The sequence below is a fragment of the Nocardia sp. CDC160 genome, from assembly GCF_035818795.1.
Taxonomy (GTDB): Bacteria; Actinomycetota; Actinomycetes; order Mycobacteriales; family Mycobacteriaceae; genus Nocardia.
This window is the reverse complement of sequence record NZ_JAYKYT010000004.1, coordinates 1,121,082-1,137,600: the sequence shown is the minus strand read 5'-3', so window position 1 is coordinate 1,137,600 and position 16,519 is coordinate 1,121,082. Positions and strand designations below refer to the sequence as shown.

The window sequence follows — 16,519 nt, the reverse complement described above, 5'->3', positions numbered from 1 at the left end:
GGTATGACCTGGCCCGATTCTGGGTATGGAGCTATGGCCTGCTGGTACCGTGCGGTGCGTCGCGCGGGGGCGGTGCGTGCCGCCGGTACACACGACCCATCGACACTTGGACGAATGCGCTGTGGTGACTGAAGAATCGAAACCGGGGTCCGTCGGTGCGGTGGGCCTCGATCTGATCGCGCCCGAACTGCTGGCTCCCGCGCTGCGCAAGCTCACCCTGGCCGCGCTCGGCGTGGGCATCGGGGTCGGGTTGCTGATGGCGCTGTTCGTGCACTGGCCGGTGGCGCTGGCCACCGGCATCGTGCTGGGCGCACCGACCGCCCTGTACGCGATCGCGGTGCAGCGACGGCGAATCACCGTGTCCGGCACCGTCATCCGGGCCCGCACCTGGCGCGGCGAACGCAGCGTCGACCTGGCCGCCGCCAGCGCGGTCGAAATCCTGGTCTTCCCCGGCAAGATCAGCCGCATCGTCCTGCGCGTCACCGCCGGTGCGGACTCGCAGATCGTCCCCCTGGCCATCTACAGCGATTCCGGCAGCGGACGCGAACTCCACATCCTCGGCCTCCGCCGACTGGCCGACGCCCTCGCGAGCTGCTCTCTCGCTGCCGCCCTGGCCATTTCGGGAATGCTGGTGCAACAGCTGCGCGCCGAGGCCCGCGACGCCATCGCCGAGGAGCGCCCCCTCTACCGCGCCGTCCGCATGGTCCGTGCCCGCGACGAAGCCGCCCCCATCATCCTCGCCGACTCCGACATCGCCGACCTCGCCCGCTGAGTGTTGGGTTGCTCACCGGGGCGGAGGTCCGGGTGTGAGGGTGGATAGGGTGGGGGCGGAAGTAGCCGCACCGCGAGGAGAGCGTCGTGAGCAATGCCGCGCCAGTGACCGTTACCGTGACCGGGGCCGCCGGGCAGATTGCCTACGGGCTGTTGTTCCGGATCGCGTCCGGGGCGTTGCTCGGGGCCGAGACGCCGGTGCGGTTGCGGCTGTTGGAGATTCCGGCCGCCGTGCACTCGCTCGAGGGTGTGGCGATGGAGCTCGAGGACGGGGCGTTTCCGCTGCTGGCCGGGATCGATATCGCCGATGATCCGTGGGTCGGGTTCGACGGGGCGAATGTCGCGATTCTGGTGGGGGCGCGGCCGCGGACCGCGGGGATGGAGCGGTCGGATCTGTTGGCGGCCAACGGGCCGATCTTCACCGATCAGGGTGCGGCCATCAATGCCAATGCGGCCGAGGACATTCGGGTGCTGGTGGTGGGGAATCCGGCCAATACCAACGCCTACATCGCCATGAGCAACGCTCCGGACGTGCCCGCCGAGCGGTTCACCGCGCTCACCCGGCTCGACCACAATCGGGCCATCGCGCAGGTCGCCAAGAAGACCGGGGCGGCCGCGGCCGATATTCGCCGGATCACGGTGTGGGGCAATCACTCCGCGACGCAGTATCCGGATCTGTCCCACGCGACCGTGGCGGGGCGTCCGGCGCTCGAGGTCGTCGACGACAGCGCCTGGGTGGCCGACGATTTCATTCCGACCGTGCAGCAGCGCGGGACCGCGATCATCAAGGCGCGCGGGGCGTCCTCGGCGGCGAGTGCGGCCAGCGCGGCGATCGACCACATTCACGACTGGGTGCTGGGTACCCCGGCCGGGGACTGGACCTCGATGGCGGTGCCCTCGGACGGGTCCTACGGGGTGCCCGAGGGGCTCATCAGCTCGTTCCCGGTGACCTGCGCGGACGGTGCTTATCGCATCGTGCCCGATCTGGAGATCGACGAATTCTCCCGGGCCCGAATCGATGCCAGCGTCGCGGAACTCGTGGCCGAGCGCGACGCCGTCATCGATCTGGGCTACGCCAAGCGGGGCTGACTCAGCTCAGCTTGGCGATCACGTTGTCGCCGTACCACTTGATCTTGGTGATCTTTTCTTCGAGCGTCTCGGTGTCCTGCTCCTTGGCATAGGAGTTGCGGAAGCCGACGATCAGGTCGGTGATGCCCTTCTCCTCGCAGCGCTTCACACCGTCTGGGGTGTAGCCGTCGTAGGAGACCGCGTGGATCTCGAAGTCGCCCTTGTGGTCCCGCTCGGCGCGCAGCTCGTTGATCCGGGCCAGGTACTTGTCCAGATCCTCGCCCTTGCCGCCGGCGTGCATCCACCCGTCGCACAGTCGCACGGCGCGCTTGAGGGCGGCATCGCTATGCCCGCCGAGCAGAATTGGCAGCGGCTCGGTCGGAGCAGGGGTGAGCTTGATCTTCGGGATGTCGTAGAACTCGCCGTGGTACTCGAAGTACTCGCCGGTGGACAGGCCGCGCACGATCTCGATGCACTCGTCGATGCGCTTGCCGCGCTTCTCGAACGGGACACCCATGATCTGGAAGTCCTCCGGCCACGGGCTGATGCCCACGCCCAGTGCGAAACGGTTGTTGCTCAGGCGGGCAAGGGAACTGGCCTGCTTGGCCACCAGCACCGGCGGGCGGATCGGCAGCTTGAGCACGAACGGGGTCAGGCGCAGCGTGGTGGTGGCCGCGGCGATGGCGGCCGAGAGCACGAAGGTCTCGATGAACGGCTTGCCGTCCAGGAACTCGCGATTGCCGTCGGCGGTGTAGGGGTACTTGGAATCCGACTCGGCCGGGTAGGCGATGCTGTCGGCCACGGTGATGCTGTGGAACCCGGCGGCCTCCGCGGCCTGCGCGAGGGGGATGTAGTAATCCGGGTTGGTCATCGCCTCCGCGTAGGTGAAGCGCATCGATCGTCCTCTCGACAGTGAGCAGTGCGAAAACTAGAACAGATTCTAGTTCTGCGAGTGATGCTAGCCTCCCGATCGCCCGAAAGCAGCACGAAATGGCAGTCCCGCTGGCTGAGATCGGGTTCCGCCGGGCTTGCCCCCATGTTCTGGACCTTGTTCTAATCGGCGTCATGACGATCGCCATTACCGGCTCCGGATCCGGCATCGGCGCGGCCACCGCCGCCGCCCTGCGGGCCGCCGGGCACGACATCATCGGGATCGACCTGCGCAATGCCGACATCACCGTCGACCTCACCGACGCGGCGGCGCGGGCGGCCGCGGTCGAGGAGATCCTGGAGCGCTCCGGCGGCGCGTTGGACGGCGTGGTGCTGTGCGCGGGCGTCGGGCCGCAGGTGCCGGACCCGAACCTGGTGGTGGAGATCAACTATCGAGCCACGGTGGCCCTGCTCGACGCCTTGCTGCCCGCGCTGCGGAAGGGGGAAAGCCCTGCGGCCGTGGTGGTTTCGTCGGTGGCCTCCACGCAGATCAAGTGGGAGGACAACCCGATCAACAAGGGCACCGAGGCCGAGGCCTTCGCCCAGGCCGGGGATTTCGCGGGGCACTACGCCTACGCGTCCTCCAAGAACGCCGTCACCGTGGCGGTGCGCGAGCGCGCCGTGGAATGGGGTGCGGCCGGGGTGCGACTGAACACCGTCGCCCCGGGCAGCGTGGAAACCCCACTGCTGCAAGCCGGTAAGGACGACCCCCGCTACGGCGAGGCCATCCGCAACTTCAAGTCACCCCTCGGCCGCAATGGCGAGCCCGAGGAAATCGCCTCCCTCATCGCCTACCTGCTCGGCCCCCAAGCGGGTTTCATCCACGGCGCCCAGTTCGTCATCGACGGCGGCATCGACGCCCAAACCCGCCCGACCGCGGTGTAATTCGGCGAGGCTACTGCTCGTCGGCGGGCTCGTCCTCCGGCTCGCCGATGACGCCCGGGGCGAAGGTGCCCAGGTTGCCGGTGAGTTCGCTTTCCTGCAAAGGGCTTTGGTGGGGTTGGACCGTGCGGCCGTGTTGGCCGTCGGGGGCCGCGCCCTTGCCAGCGCCCGTGGCGGCGGGGGAGCCCATGAAGCCGGAACCGGCGGGGCCGCCCAGGCCGGGGACGCCGCCCGGGCCGGTGCCGAAGGGGTTGGCCGGGGTGGTGACCTTGCCGCCGGGGATGGAGGAGCCGGGGCCGCCCGGGGGCGAGGGGAGGCCGCCACCGCCACCGAGGCCGCCGCCTCCGGCACCGCCACCTCCGCCGCCTCCGCCGACGCCCGCGGCGGTGGTGTCGGGTGCGCCGCCCGCCGGGTCGGTTCTGGTCGCCTCGGGGGAGCCGGAAGTGGCTGCCTGCGCACCGCTTTCGAGCAGGCCCTTGGCCTGTTCGAGGATGGGCTGGCCGACGTTCTGGGCCAGGGACTGGGCGACCTCGGCCGGGTTGGGGCCGCCGCCCTGGCCGAGGAGTTGGCCGATGAGGCCCTGGACCTGTGCGGTGTAGATCGACAGCTCGCCGTGCGTGGCGTTCACGACCGCGACCGCCTCACCGAGATGGCGGGTGGCCGAGGCGATCAGGGTGGTCTGGCCGACCGGGGTCAGGATCAGGGGCGCGAGGGCGGTGGCCTCGGCGGCGAAGGCCTGGGCGATGGCGGTGAGCTGGATATTGCCGCGTTGCACCACGGCGGCGGCCTGATTGGTGACCGTGGACAGGTCGAAGCCGCGCTGCGCGGTTTCCTTGCCGTGGTTCTCGGCCTGCTTGCCCGACTCCTGCGCACTCTGCGACGCCTTGCCCTGCCACAGGGATTCGACGGTCTTGAGCGCGCCGCCGCCGACCTGCACCGCGGACTCGATGAACTTCGAACCCTGGCTGAGCAGGGTCGTGGGGTTGAAACTGCCGAGCACGCCGGTGCCGAAGCTCTTCATCAGATCCAGGAATGGCTTGAACAGGGCGTCCATGCCGGGGATCGCGGGCAGGGCCATGCCCTTCATGAGATCGCCGACCGGATCGGCGGGCAGGGCGGGGAGGAGTGAAGCCGGGTTCGCAGCGGCCCGAGCCAGCGCGGCCTGCGCGGCGTTCAGAGCCGCGGGCACATTGTTCAGCGCGGTGTGGGCGTCGGCGAGCATCGTCTGGGCATTGCCCAGTGCGTCCTGTGCGCCGGAGACGGCACCGTGCGCGATGCCGAGCACTCCGGACTGATCGTCGGCCGCGGATGCGCCGGTCTGACCGCCCGGCACCCCGCCGCCCAGCGGCGTCCCGGACTGGTCGAACTCCTTGCGCGACAAGGCGAATGCGGGCGGCTCGAACGGCGGCACATCCGCGGGCAGCGTGCCGAGCGGCAGGTCGGGGATCGGGCCGGACGAGAGGACGTTCACGCTGACGGCTCCTGTCGTGCTGGTGGCCGGACCGGGCACGGCCGTCGCGCCGATGACGCCCGCCTCGATCGGGCTCATGCCTGCTCACCGATCTGCCCGGCGATGTTTCCGAGCCCCCCGGCGAACTCCGCGTCCGTGGCGTCGTAGGTGGCGGCCGAGCCGAAGGCGGCCTGCCCGAGCTTGCCGAAGCGGGCCGAGAGGGCATTGATATCGCGATCGTGCAGCAACTCCGCGACCGCGAAGCTGGCCAGGAAATCCGCGCCGATGAGCCCGAACACCGGCGTCATGGCCGCCACGTGGGATACGGTGTCGAGGCCGCCCTGGGCGGCGATATCGGCGGCGACGCCGTCCTGGGCGGCGGCGAAGGCGCGCACCGCTCCGGTGTCGACCGAGAGATCGGCCATGTCAGTGCCCCCCAATCGTCGTGGACATGCGAAAGCCGAATATATCCCATCGATCGTCCAGCTTGGCGTGTCCTCGGTCGCAATCCCGCACTTCGCACCCTGTCCGGATCGGAATCCGACCGTGGTTGCAAATTAGAACAAGTTCTATATTCTCGTCAGCATGAAGGTCGCAGTCACCGGCGCTGCCGGGTTCCTTGGCACCAATTTGCTTCGCCTGCTTACCGATCGCGGTCACGAGGTGACGGCCATCGACCGCGTCGCCGGTGCCGATCAGCCCGGAGTCACCTGGGTCAACGGCGACGTGCTGGACCCCGCGTCCATGCGCAAGAACCTCGAGGGGGCCGAGGTGGTGTACCACCTGGTCGCGCTCATCACCCTGGCTCACAAGAACGACCTCGCCTGGCGGATCAATACCGAGGGCGTGCGCACCGTCGCCGACGCCGCGCGGGAGGTCGGCGTGCGGCGCATGGTGCACACCAGCTCCATTCACGCCTTCAACCAGTACTCCTGCGGCGGCACCATCAACGAGCGTTCGCCGCGGTCCGTCGATCCGGATCTGCCGGTGTACGACCGCTCCAAGTGGCAGGGCGAGATCGAGCTGCGCAAGATCATCGACCAGGGTCTGGACGCGGTGATCTGCAACCCGACCGGTGTGTACGGCCCGATCGACAACACCAATTCGCGCATCAACTGCACGCTGTGGGACGCGGCGCGCGGGCGGGTGCCCGTCATGATCAGCGGCGGCTTCGACCTGGTCGACGTGCGCGACGTGGCCCAGGGTCTGATCCTCGCGGGCGAGCGCGGCCGCACCGGTGAGAACTACCTGCTCGGCGGGCACTTCACCGATATGTTCCAGGCCACCCGCACCGCGGCCGCGGTCAACGGAAAGATGAAGCCCGCCTTCGCGATTCCGGCCAAGGTCATCAACGCCTGCATGCCGGTCATGGAACCCGTCGCCAAGGCCCTCGGTAGCGACCGCATCTCCCGGGCCGCCATGGGCGCGCTGCTGTCCGCGCCGATCGTCGAACACACCAAGGCCACCGAGGAACTCGGCTACCGTCCGCGACCCGCCGAACAGACCATTCGGGACCTCGTGGCGTTCTACAACGGGCAGCCCATCGAGGTCGACACGCAGAAGATTGCTTGACAGTTGTTAGAACACATGTTCGACTGGGGTGGTGCGGTGGCAAAGGCAAACCCTCGACGCCGATGACGGCGCGCTGCCCGGGCTCGAACGTGCGGGTTTCGTACGCAGCGTACAGACCCCGGAGTTCGAGGGCATGACGTTTCACGAGGTGCTCTGCAAGAGCGCCCTGAACCGCGTGCCCGAGAGCACCCTGCCCTTCAGCTGGACCATCAACCCCATGCGCGGGTGCTCGCACGCGTGCCGCTACTGCTTCGCGCGCGGCACGCACGAGTACCTGGACCTGGACGCGGGGGCGGACTTCGACTCGCAGATCGTGGTCAAGACCAATGTGGTCCCGGTGCTGCGGCGCGAACTGCACAAGAAGTCCTGGCGGCGGGAATCCGTTGCGCTGGGCACGAATACCGACCCGTACCAGCGCGCCGAGGGGCGCTACCGGTTGATGCCGGGCATCATCTCCGCGCTGGCCGAATCCGGCACCGGGTTCTCCATTCTCACCAAGGGCACGCTGCTGCGGCGGGATCTGCCGCTGCTCGTGCAGGCCGCCGGGCAGGTGCCGGTGCATCTGGCGGTGTCCATCGCGATTCTCGACGAGGAACTGCACAAGGGGCTCGAACCGGGGACGCCCTCGCCGCGGGCGCGCCTCGAACTGGTGCGTGCGCTGTCGGAGGCCGGGTTCGCGGTGAATGTCATGGTGGCACCGGTCATTCCGTACCTCACCGACTCGAACGCCCACCTGGACGAGCTCTTCGGCGCGATCGCCGCCGCCGGGGCCGCGGGCGTCACGGCGTTTCCCATGCATCTGCGCGGTTCCACGCGCGGCTGGTTCCTCAACTGGCTGGCCCAGGCCCACCCGGCGCTGCTGCGACGCTACCGGCAACTGTATGGTCGGGGAACTTCGGTGACACCGGAGTATTCTGCGTGGCTACGCGGCCGAATCGAGCCGTTGCTGGAGAAACACCGCTTGAACCGCGAACGGCAGGCCGAACCCGAGGTACGCGCCGCCGAATCGCACACGCCCGAGACCCAGTTGGCGTTGTTCGCCTGACGCCGATGCTTTGATCGAAACCATTGCGCTTCACGGGTGTGTCGCGAATATTGCGGAGTAGTTTGGCGTTGGTACCTCACACCTGACTAGGAAGTGATGCACGCGCATGGTTTCGCAGCAGGATGACCCTGTGACACCCGGGAACGGGCGCGCCACAGGGAAATTGGCGGTCGAAAAACTGGAACGGGTCGTCATCCGCTTCGCGGGCGACTCCGGCGACGGTATGCAGCTCACCGGTGACCGATTCACCCACGAGGCGGCCGCGTTCGGCAATGACCTTGCCACCCAACCGAACTTCCCCGCGGAGATCCGCGCACCTCAGGGCACGTTGCCGGGTGTGTCGTCGTTCCAGATCCAGATCGCGGACTACGACATCCTCACCGCCGGTGATCAGCCGGACGTGCTCGTCGCCATGAATCCCGCTGCGCTGAAGGCGAATTTGGAGGATTTGGCCCGCGGCGCCACGGTGATCGTCAATACTGATGAGTTCACCAAACGGAATTTGGCCAAGGTCGGGTATTCCGGTGATCCGCTCACCGATGACACGCTGACCGATTTCGTGGTGCACCGGGTGCCCATGACGTCGTTGACTCTCGGCGCGACAGAACCGACCGGTGTGGGCAAAAAGGATGGGCAGCGCGCGAAGAATATGTTCGCGCTCGGATTGCTGTCGTGGATGTACGGGCGGCCCATCGGCGGCACCGAACAGTTCATGCGGGAGAAGTTCGCGTCCAAACCCGATGTTGCCGAAGCGAATATCCTGGCATTTCGGGCGGGCTGGAATTACGGCGAAACCACCGAGGCCTTCGCCAGCACCTACGAGGTAGCGCCCGCGACGCTGCCGCCGGGCACCTACCGACAGATCACCGGCAATACCGCGCTCGCCTACGGCATCGTCACCGCCGGGCAGCTGTCCGGACTGCCGGTGTTCCTGGGCACCTACCCGATCACCCCGGCGTCGGACATCCTGCACGAGCTGAGCAAGCACAAGAACTTCGGCGTGACGACCTTCCAGGCCGAGGACGAGATCGCCGGAATCGGTGCGGCACTCGGGGCTTCGCTGGGCGGGGCACTGGGCGTGACCAGCACCTCCGGGCCGGGCCTGGCGCTCAAGAGCGAGACCATCGGCCTGGCCGTCATGACCGAGCTGCCGCTGGTGATCATCGACGTGCAGCGCGGCGGGCCGTCCACCGGCCTGCCGACCAAGACCGAACAGGCCGATCTGCTGCAGGCGCTGTACGGGCGCAATGGCGAATCGCCGGTGGCCGTCGTTGCGCCCCGCTCGCCCGCCGACTGCTTCGATACCGCGGTGGAGGCGGCGCGGATCGCGCTCACCTACCGCACGCCGGTGCTGCTGCTCTCGGACGGCGCGATCGCCAATGGGTCCGAGCCGTGGGCGATTCCGCAGGTGGCGGAGCTGCCGCGCATCGATCCGGGCTTCGAACCCGAGGGGTCGGAAGAGGATTCGTTCCAGCCCTACGCCCGCGATCCGGAGACCCTCGCGCGGCCGCTCGCCGTGCCGGGCACCGTCGGGCGCGCCCACCGCATCGGCGGGCTCGAAAAGGCCGACGGCAGCGGCAATATCTCCTACGAACCGGCCAATCACGAACTCATGGTGCGGCTGCGGCAGGCCAAGATCGACGGCATCGCGGTGCCCGATCTCGAGGTGGACGATCCCGGCGATCACGCCGAACTGCTGCTCATCGGTTGGGGCAGCTCCTACGGGCCGATCGGGGAGGCGTGTCGTCGGGCGCGGCGGCGCGGGGTGCCGGTGGCGCAGGCGCATCTGCGACATCTGAATCCCTTGCCGTCCAACCTCGGTGACGTGCTGCGCCGCTATCGCACCGTGGTGTGCCCGGAGATGAACGGCGGCCAGCTGGCCATGCTGCTGCGCGCCCGGTACCTGGTCGATGTGCAGCCGTGGACCAAGGTGGCCGGAACCGCCTTCCAGGCACAGGAACTGGTCGGTGTCATCGACGCGGCCCTGGACGGCTCCATCACCGAGATGGAACAGGCCAAGGCGTTCACCGCTCGGGCGCGGGCGACCTATCGCACCACAGGGGGTAAGCAATGACGATTCTCGAAAACCCGCTCGTGGGTACCGATCTCGGGCTCACCGGGCTCTCGGGCGTGCCCACCGCCGACAAGCCGGAGAAAGCCAAGGACTACACCTCCGATCAGGAGGTGCGCTGGTGCCCGGGGTGCGGCGACTACGTCATCCTCGCCACCGTGCGCGGATTCCTCGCCGACCTGGGGCTCAAACGCGAGAATCTCATGTTCGTCTCCGGTATCGGCTGCTCGAGCCGGTTCCCGTATTACCTGGAGGCGTACGGGATTCACTCGATTCACGGGCGCGCACCGGCCATTGCCACCGGGATGGCGGTCACGCGTCCCGACCTGTCGGTCTGGGTGGTGACCGGTGACGGCGACGCGCTGTCGATCGGCGGCAATCACCTGATTCACGCGCTGCGGCGCAATGTGAACATGACGATCCTGTTGTTCAACAACCGGATCTACGGTCTGACCAAGGGCCAGTACTCGCCGACCTCGGAGACCGGGAAGGTCACCAAGTCCACGCCGATGGGCTCGGTCGACCACCCGTTCAACACGCTGTCGGTGGCGCTGGGGGCCGAAGCCACCTTCGCCGCACGGGCTTTGGACTCCGATCGGGCCGGGCTCGCCGAGGTGCTGCGCGCCGCCGCGGAGCATCGCGGCACGTCCTTCGTGGAAATCCTGCAGGACTGCCCGATCTTCAACGACGGCTCCTTCGACGCGCTGCGCCGCGAGAACGCCGAGTCCCATCTGATTCGGCTGCGGCACGGTGAGCCGATCCGCTTCGGCGCGGACGGCGAATTCGCGGTCGTCCGTGACGGTTTCGGCCTGCGGGTGGCGCGCGCCGACACCGTCGCCGAATCCGACATCGTGGTCCACGACGCCTACACCGACCACCCCGAATACGCCTACGCCCTGTCCCGCCTCTCCGACCAGGACCTCACCCGCGTCCCGATCGGCATCTTCCGCAGCGTCTCCCGCCCCACCTACGACGACGGCGTGCGCGCCCAACTCGAGACCGCCGCCGAACGCCAACCGGTGAGCGAGAATTCCCTGCAGAACCTGCTCACCGGCCGCGAAACCTGGACGGTCGGCTGAGTTTTCGCCGCTACGCCGGAACGAAGGCGTTCAACAATCGCTGAAACACATCGTCGAAGCGCTTGCGGGACGCCTTCTGCTCATCGGTGAGCCCCTCGGACGACTCCGGCGCGTACACGATCAGATGCACATCCTGATCCGGTGCCTGCGGCATGTAATCGATGATCGACGTACCGCCATCACCTTGCCCCGGCGTCCCCATATCCACCGCGGCCAGCGCCTTCACCTCGGCCGCCGCCGCCCCGATCACATCCGCGGGCACGGTCCCCTCCACCGGCTGGGCCGCATTGTCGGCCCGCTTGGTGGCATGCCCATCGGACTGAATCAGCAGCGACGGATGCAGATCCGTCCGCGTCTGCCACCCGGCGGGCATGGCGGTGAGCGTGAAGAGCGCGACGGCCGGTGCGGGTGCCTGCGCGGGAGTCGGATCCGCCGCCGCGAATCCGCTTGTTCCCGTGACTATCGCCGCGGTCAGCCCGACCGCCGCGACCGTTCGCAACGAACGCCCTCTGTCATGTCCTACTCGCCCGAATAGTCTTGCCACACCGGCCATTCGCATCGCTTCCCTCCGAATTCCCTTGCGGGTACCCACCCGCCGCCGCAGATTCTGCCGCGCGAGCTCGGTTCCGCCGTGGAGGCCACGCCGCCTGCCCGGCATACCTTTGCGGAGTCGGGAAATGGCGAGGTCCCCGACCGGCGGGGTCGGGGACCTCGGGGTGGTGAGGCTCAGCGCAGGGCGGGTGGGTTGGCGAGGTCGGGGGCGGAGAAGGTGTCGCAGGCCTTGACCTGGCCGGTTTTGTAGCCGGAGAGGAACCACTTCTGGCGTTCCTCGGAGGAGCCGTGGGTCCAGGCTTCGGGGTTGACTCGGCCGGTGGAGGCTTTTTGGATGCGGTCGTCGCCGACAGCCGACGCGGCGGAGAGGGCGTCGCGGATGTCGTTGTCGGTCAAGGGCTTCAGGAACGGAGTGCTGGAGCCGGGGGCGGGGAGCTTGTCGGCGTAGTAGGCCCAGACGCCCGCGTAGCAGTCGGCCTGGAGTTCGGTGCGGACCGCGCCGGACTCGGGGCCCTGGGGGTCGCGCTGGGCGCGGTTGATGTCGCCGAGCAGGTTCTGGATGTGGTGGCCGAACTCGTGGGCGACCACGTACTCCTGGGCCAGGGGGCCGCCGCTGGAGCCGAAGCGGTCGACCAGCTCCTGGAAGAAGCTGGTGTCGAAGTAGGCGGTCTGGTCGGCGGGGCAGTAGAAGGGGCCGACCGCCGAGGAGGCGCGGCCGCAGCCGGTGCTCACCGCGCCGGAGAACAGGACCAGCTTGGGGACCACGTACTTGCGGCCGGTCTGCTTGGGCAGCTCGGTGCCCCAGACATTGTCGAGGCTCTGGGCGGTGAGGATCACCCGGCAGTCCACGTACTTGTTGGCGTCCGCGCCCGTCTTGCAGTGGTCGGGCAGCTTCGCGGTGTTCGACTGCGAGTTGGAGTCCGCGCCGGTGAACTGGCCCAGAATGCTGCCCGGATCGCCGCCGAGCAGCAGGCTCGCGATGAGCGCGATGATGCCGATCGCGCCGCCGCCGAGGACCAGACCACCGCCCAGGCCAGGTCCGCCGCCGCTCGCCCGGTTCGGGTCGATTTGCAGGCCCTCGTTGAAGGTCATGGGTATCACTGTGACACGGGCGAGTCGATATCGGTTTCCACTCGCCGAACGTGTCTCTCTACGATGGGTCTGCACCCGGTCACATCTCACTGGTGCTTCGAGTCCGTCGAAAGGAATCCCGTGCTGCGCACCCACTTGGCTGGTTCGCTGCGAAGCGAGCACGCCGGTCAGACCGTCACCCTCACCGGATGGGTGGCCCGGCGGCGAGACCACGGTGGCGTGATCTTCATCGATCTGCGCGATGCGTCGGGTGTGTCGCAGGCCGTCTTCCGCGAGGGCGAGCCCGCGGAAGCCGCCCACAAGCTGCGCAACGAGTTCGTCGTGAAGGTCACCGGCATGGTGGAGAACCGCCCGGCCGGGAGCGAGAACCCGAACCTGCCCACGGGTGCCATCGAGGTCAATGTGACCGAACTCGAGGTGCTCAACGAGGCCGCGCCGCTGCCGTTCCAGCTCGATGACGAGCCCGGCGAGGAGGCCCGCCTCAAGTACCGCTACCTGGACCTGCGCCGCGAGGGCCCGGCCCACGCGATCCGGCTGCGCTCCAAGGTCAATGCCGCGGCCCGCGACGTGCTGGCCCGCCACGCCTTCGTCGAGGTCGAGACCCCGACCATGACCCGCTCCACCCCGGAGGGCGCGCGCGACTTCCTGGTTCCGGCCCGCCTGCAGCCCGGCAAGTTCTACGCGCTGCCGCAGTCGCCGCAGCTGTTCAAGCAGCTGCTCATGGTCGGCGGCATCGAGCGTTACTACCAGATCGCGCGCTGCTACCGCGACGAGGACTTCCGCGCCGACCGCCAGCCCGAGTTCACCCAGCTCGACATCGAGATGAGCTTCGTCGAGCAGGAAGACGTGATCCTGCTGGCCGAGGACATTCTGGCCGCGCTGTGGAAGCTGGTCGGCTACGAGATCCCGACCCCGATCCCGCACATGACCTACGCCGAGGCCATGCGCCGCTACGGCTCCGACAAGCCGGACCTGCGCTTCGAGGTCGAGATCACCGAGATGATGGAGTACTTCAAGGACACGCAGTTCCGCGTGTTCCAGGCTCCTTATGTCGGTGCGGTCGTCATGCCCGGCGGTGCCTCGCAGCCGCGTCGTCAGTTCGACGCCTGGCAGGAGTGGGCCAAGCAGCGCGGCGCGAAGGGCCTGGCCTACATCACCTTCAACGAGGACGGCACCCTCGGCGGCCCGGTCGCCAAGAACCTCACCGACGCCGAGCGCGAGGGCTTGGCCAAGCAGGTCGGCGCGGAGCCGGGCGACTGTGTCTTCTTCGCCGCCGGTGAGCAGAAGTCCAGCCGCGCGCTGCTGGGCGCGGCCCGCGGCGAGATCGCCCGCAAGTGCGGCCTCATCGACGAGAACGCCTGGGCCTTCGTGTGGATCGTGGACGCCCCGATGTTCGAGCCCGCCGCCGACGCCACCGCGAGCGGCGATGTGGCCCTGGGCCATTCGGCCTGGACCGCCGTGCACCACGCGTTCACCTCGCCCAAGCCCGAGCACCTGGCCACCTTCGACACCGACCCGGGTGCGGCGCTGGCCTACGCCTACGACATCGTCTGCAACGGCAACGAGATCGGCGGCGGCTCGATCCGTATCCACCGCCGCGACGTGCAGGAGCGGGTGTTCAAGGTGATGGGCATCGGCGAGGAGGAGGCGCAGGAGAAGTTCGGCTTCCTGCTCGACGCCTTCTCCTTCGGCGCCCCGCCCATGGGCGGCATCGCCTTCGGCTGGGACCGCATCACCGCGCTGCTGGCCGGGGTGGACTCGATTCGCGAGGTCATCGCCTTCCCGAAGTCGGGCGGCGGCGTCGACCCGCTCACCGACGCGCCGACCCCGATCACGCTGCAGCAGCGTCAGGAGGCGGGCCTCAACGCCAAGTTCGACGCGAACGGCAACCCGGTCAAGGAAGACGGGAAGTAGGCGTCCCACCCGGATAGGCTGCGACCCGTGCTGAATGTCCGGGTGATCTCGCCGTCGGATCGGACGGACGCGGCCTTGACGCTGCTGTACGGTGACGCGGGCGCGACCCTCATCACCGTGCAGCGCGGGGCCGCGGTCGAACCCGCGGGCGATCTCATCGAATGCGTGGTCGCCCGCGAATCCGCCGACGACGTGCTCACCGCGCTGACCGAACTGGGGATCACGCGGCGCGGCAGCATCGCGCTACGCGAAGTGGACACCCTGCTCTCCGACATCGCCGAGGAGGCCGTGGAGTCGGCTCCCGCGCCCACCTCGGATTCGGTGGTGTGGCAGGAGCTGGTCGCGCAGACCGGGGAGGCGGCCACCCTCACGCCCTCGTTCCTGGCGTTCATTACGATCGCCTGCCTGCTGGCGGTGGTCGGTGTGGCGACCGATTCGGCGGTCACCATCGTCGGGGCCATGGTGGTCGGCCCGGAGTTCGGGCCGTTGGCCGCGACCGCGGTCGCCTTGGTGCGCAAGGACTTTCGGCTGGCCGCGCATTCGGCATTGGCGCTGCTGGTGGGATTCCCGGTCGCCATGGGCATCGCCTGGCCTGCCACCCTGTTGTTCGACCACTGGGGATGGATTCCGCCCGACAGCCTCGACCATCTGCGCAATGTCGACTTCATCTACAAGGTCGGGCCGTTCTCGGTCGTGGTCGCGCTGCTGGCGGGCGCGGCGGGCATGCTCGCCATCATGACGCCGAAATCCGCGGCGTTGGTGGGCGTATTCATCTCGGTGACCACGATTCCCGCCGCGGGTTTCGCGGTGGTGGCGGCGACCATGGGGGAGTGGCACAAGGCGTTCATGTCCATCGGGCAGCTCGCGGTGAACATGGTCGGCATCGTGGTCGCGGGCACGATCGTGCTGTGGCTGCGGCCCCGGCACATGATTCGGGGCGGCAGCCTGGACAAGTTGCGTCGCTGGTGGCTCAGCGACAACGCGTGAGCCGCACCGGAATCAGACCGGAACGACCAGTCGGCCGGTGAGGCTGCGGTAGGCGTAGGTGGTCGCGATGGCCGTGACCGGCCCGGCCACCAACAGGCCCAGACCGCACAGCAGCACACCGATCGCGGTAATGATCAGCACCGCCAGCGCCAGCAGCGTCACGTGCAGGGCATTGGCGATCACCAAGCGCACACTCGAACCGATCGCGGCGATCGGATTCATGTCCTGGTCGATCACGAAATGCAGTGAGAACATGCACAGCACGCCCACGATCACGGCGGGGAAGACGCACAGGATCGCGGCCACGAAAGACAGCGCGAACACGATCAGCGCCGTGATGAGCACATTCCCAGCGTTCACGAACCCGAAGAAGGCCGGGAAATCGGGTGGCGTGCCGTCGGTTTCGTAGAGCGCGCCGCGGATCATGGCGGCCTGCAGCAGCCACACGATCAGCGAAGCCACCGCGAACAACAGAATGACCGCCGACAGCGACTGCACCTGAACGAGATTCACCAGCAGGGTGACCACCAGCCAGGCGATCAGTCCGATCAACACCATGCCGACCCACGGAACGGGATTGAGCCGGAAGCGATCCCAGCCGTAGGTCAAAGCCGCGCCGACATCGAGGCGCTCACGCGGTGCCGAATACGGCTGCTGCGGAATCGGTCCGGTCGGCGGCTGACCCGCCGGAGGTGGCATCGCGCCCGGTCCGAAACCGCCCGGCGGGGGCGGATTGCCCGGTGGCATACCCCCACCCGGTTGCTGTGGCGGCATACCACCGCCGTAGCCAGGAGGTGGCAGCGGCGCGCCCGACTGCGGGGTCAGTGGCGGCGGCGGTTCGACGGGTTCGCTGCCGTACTGTGCGGCACCGGGTCCCTCGAACTGGGGATATCCGGCCATACCGGGCATCTGGTGGCGGCCGTGCGCCGGGCCCGGTTCGGGTGCGCCGGAAACCGGTGCGTGCTCGGGGTTTTGGTGCTGGCCCGGCTGCGGCGGATACTGCTCGCCACCCCCTGCACCGGGACGATCGCCGGAGGGGCCGTACGGTGCTGAGGGCGGCGTGCCAGTCATGGTCGCAAGCCTTTCACATTTCCCGGTTTACGGTG

General features: G+C 68.3%; 15 protein-coding genes. 9 read left to right on the top strand and 6 right to left on the bottom strand.

Translation table 11 applies throughout. The features are described from left to right. Positions 1-124 precede the first annotated feature (124 nt). Both VMT40_RS26635 and VMT40_RS26630 read left to right on the top strand, forming a co-directional pair. Positions 125-772, top strand: a complete 648-nt coding sequence (locus VMT40_RS26635; RefSeq protein WP_326361520.1) for a hypothetical protein — start codon at positions 125-127, stop codon at positions 770-772. An 86-nt stretch (positions 773-858) separates the two neighbouring features. Next, positions 859-1,860: a malate dehydrogenase gene (locus VMT40_RS26630; RefSeq protein WP_326361519.1), complete on the top strand. Its 1,002-nt coding sequence runs from the start codon at positions 859-861 to the stop codon at positions 1,858-1,860. A gap of 1 nt (position 1,861) precedes the next feature. On the opposite strand, the gene VMT40_RS26625 is transcribed toward VMT40_RS26630, so the two are convergent. Next, on the bottom strand, positions 1,862-2,734 hold the full coding sequence (locus VMT40_RS26625) for a TIGR03619 family F420-dependent LLM class oxidoreductase (protein WP_326361518.1): 873 nt from the start codon (positions 2,732-2,734) through the stop codon (positions 1,862-1,864). Between the two features lie 170 nt (positions 2,735-2,904). On the opposite strand from VMT40_RS26625, the gene VMT40_RS26620 reads away from it, so the two are divergent. Beyond that, positions 2,905-3,654 (top strand): SDR family oxidoreductase, encoded by a 750-nt coding sequence (locus VMT40_RS26620; protein ID WP_326361517.1) that lies wholly within the window; start codon positions 2,905-2,907, stop codon positions 3,652-3,654. 10 nt (positions 3,655-3,664) lie between these two features. On the opposite strand, the gene VMT40_RS26615 is transcribed toward VMT40_RS26620, so the two are convergent. Both VMT40_RS26615 and VMT40_RS26610 read right to left on the bottom strand, forming a co-directional pair. Next, complete coding sequence (locus VMT40_RS26615; protein WP_326361516.1) at positions 3,665-5,200, bottom strand: hypothetical protein; 1,536 nt, start codon at positions 5,198-5,200, stop codon at positions 3,665-3,667. Next, a complete protein-coding gene (locus VMT40_RS26610) occupies positions 5,197-5,526 on the bottom strand; it encodes a type VII secretion target (protein ID WP_326361515.1) in 330 nt (109 codons plus the stop codon). Before VMT40_RS26610 ends, VMT40_RS26615 begins: the two co-directional genes overlap by 4 nt. Before the next feature lie 160 nt (positions 5,527-5,686). Between VMT40_RS26610 and VMT40_RS26605 the strand changes: the two genes are divergently transcribed. The 4 genes from VMT40_RS26605 to VMT40_RS26590 all read left to right on the top strand — a co-directional run bounded on the left by VMT40_RS26605 (position 5,687) and on the right by VMT40_RS26590 (position 10,868). Then, a complete protein-coding gene (locus VMT40_RS26605) occupies positions 5,687-6,673 on the top strand; it encodes an NAD-dependent epimerase/dehydratase family protein (RefSeq protein ID WP_326361514.1) in 987 nt (328 codons plus the stop codon). Between the two features lie 31 nt (positions 6,674-6,704). Further along, positions 6,705-7,718, top strand: coding sequence for an Rv2578c family radical SAM protein (locus VMT40_RS26600; protein ID WP_326361513.1), 1,014 nt, complete (start codon positions 6,705-6,707; stop codon positions 7,716-7,718). A 106-nt stretch (positions 7,719-7,824) separates the two neighbouring features. Beyond that, complete coding sequence (locus tag VMT40_RS26595) at positions 7,825-9,792, top strand: 2-oxoacid:acceptor oxidoreductase subunit alpha (RefSeq protein ID WP_442790046.1); 1,968 nt, start codon at positions 7,825-7,827, stop codon at positions 9,790-9,792. Further along, positions 9,789-10,868: a 2-oxoacid:ferredoxin oxidoreductase subunit beta gene (locus VMT40_RS26590; RefSeq protein WP_326361511.1), complete on the top strand. Its 1,080-nt coding sequence runs from the start codon at positions 9,789-9,791 to the stop codon at positions 10,866-10,868. The genes VMT40_RS26595 and VMT40_RS26590 overlap by 4 nt, the downstream gene beginning before the upstream one ends. Before the next feature lie 10 nt (positions 10,869-10,878). Here VMT40_RS26590 and VMT40_RS26585 read toward each other — a convergent pair whose 3' ends face one another. Together VMT40_RS26585 and ypfJ are read right to left on the bottom strand one after the other, a co-directional pair. After that, positions 10,879-11,367 carry a hypothetical protein gene (locus VMT40_RS26585; RefSeq protein WP_326361510.1) on the bottom strand — a complete coding sequence of 163 codons (489 nt, stop codon included), beginning with the start codon at positions 11,365-11,367 and terminating at the stop codon, positions 10,879-10,881. Positions 11,368-11,594: 227 nt separating this feature from the next. Further along, positions 11,595-12,512 carry a KPN_02809 family neutral zinc metallopeptidase gene (gene ypfJ, locus VMT40_RS26580; protein WP_326361509.1) on the bottom strand — a complete coding sequence of 306 codons (918 nt, stop codon included), beginning with the start codon at positions 12,510-12,512 and terminating at the stop codon, positions 11,595-11,597. A gap of 120 nt (positions 12,513-12,632) precedes the next feature. Between ypfJ and aspS the strand changes: the two genes are divergently transcribed. Together aspS and VMT40_RS26570 are read left to right on the top strand one after the other, a co-directional pair. Then, positions 12,633-14,426 (top strand): aspartate--tRNA ligase, encoded by a 1,794-nt coding sequence (gene aspS, locus VMT40_RS26575; protein WP_326361508.1) that lies wholly within the window; start codon positions 12,633-12,635, stop codon positions 14,424-14,426. Positions 14,427-14,453: 27 nt separating this feature from the next. Beyond that, a complete protein-coding gene (locus tag VMT40_RS26570; RefSeq protein ID WP_326361507.1) occupies positions 14,454-15,413 on the top strand; it encodes a DUF389 domain-containing protein in 960 nt (319 codons plus the stop codon). Positions 15,414-15,425: 12 nt separating this feature from the next. Here VMT40_RS26570 and VMT40_RS26565 read toward each other — a convergent pair whose 3' ends face one another. Then, positions 15,426-16,484, bottom strand: a complete 1,059-nt coding sequence (locus VMT40_RS26565) for a hypothetical protein (protein WP_326361506.1) — start codon at positions 16,482-16,484, stop codon at positions 15,426-15,428. Between the last annotated feature and the right edge of the window lie 35 nt (positions 16,485-16,519).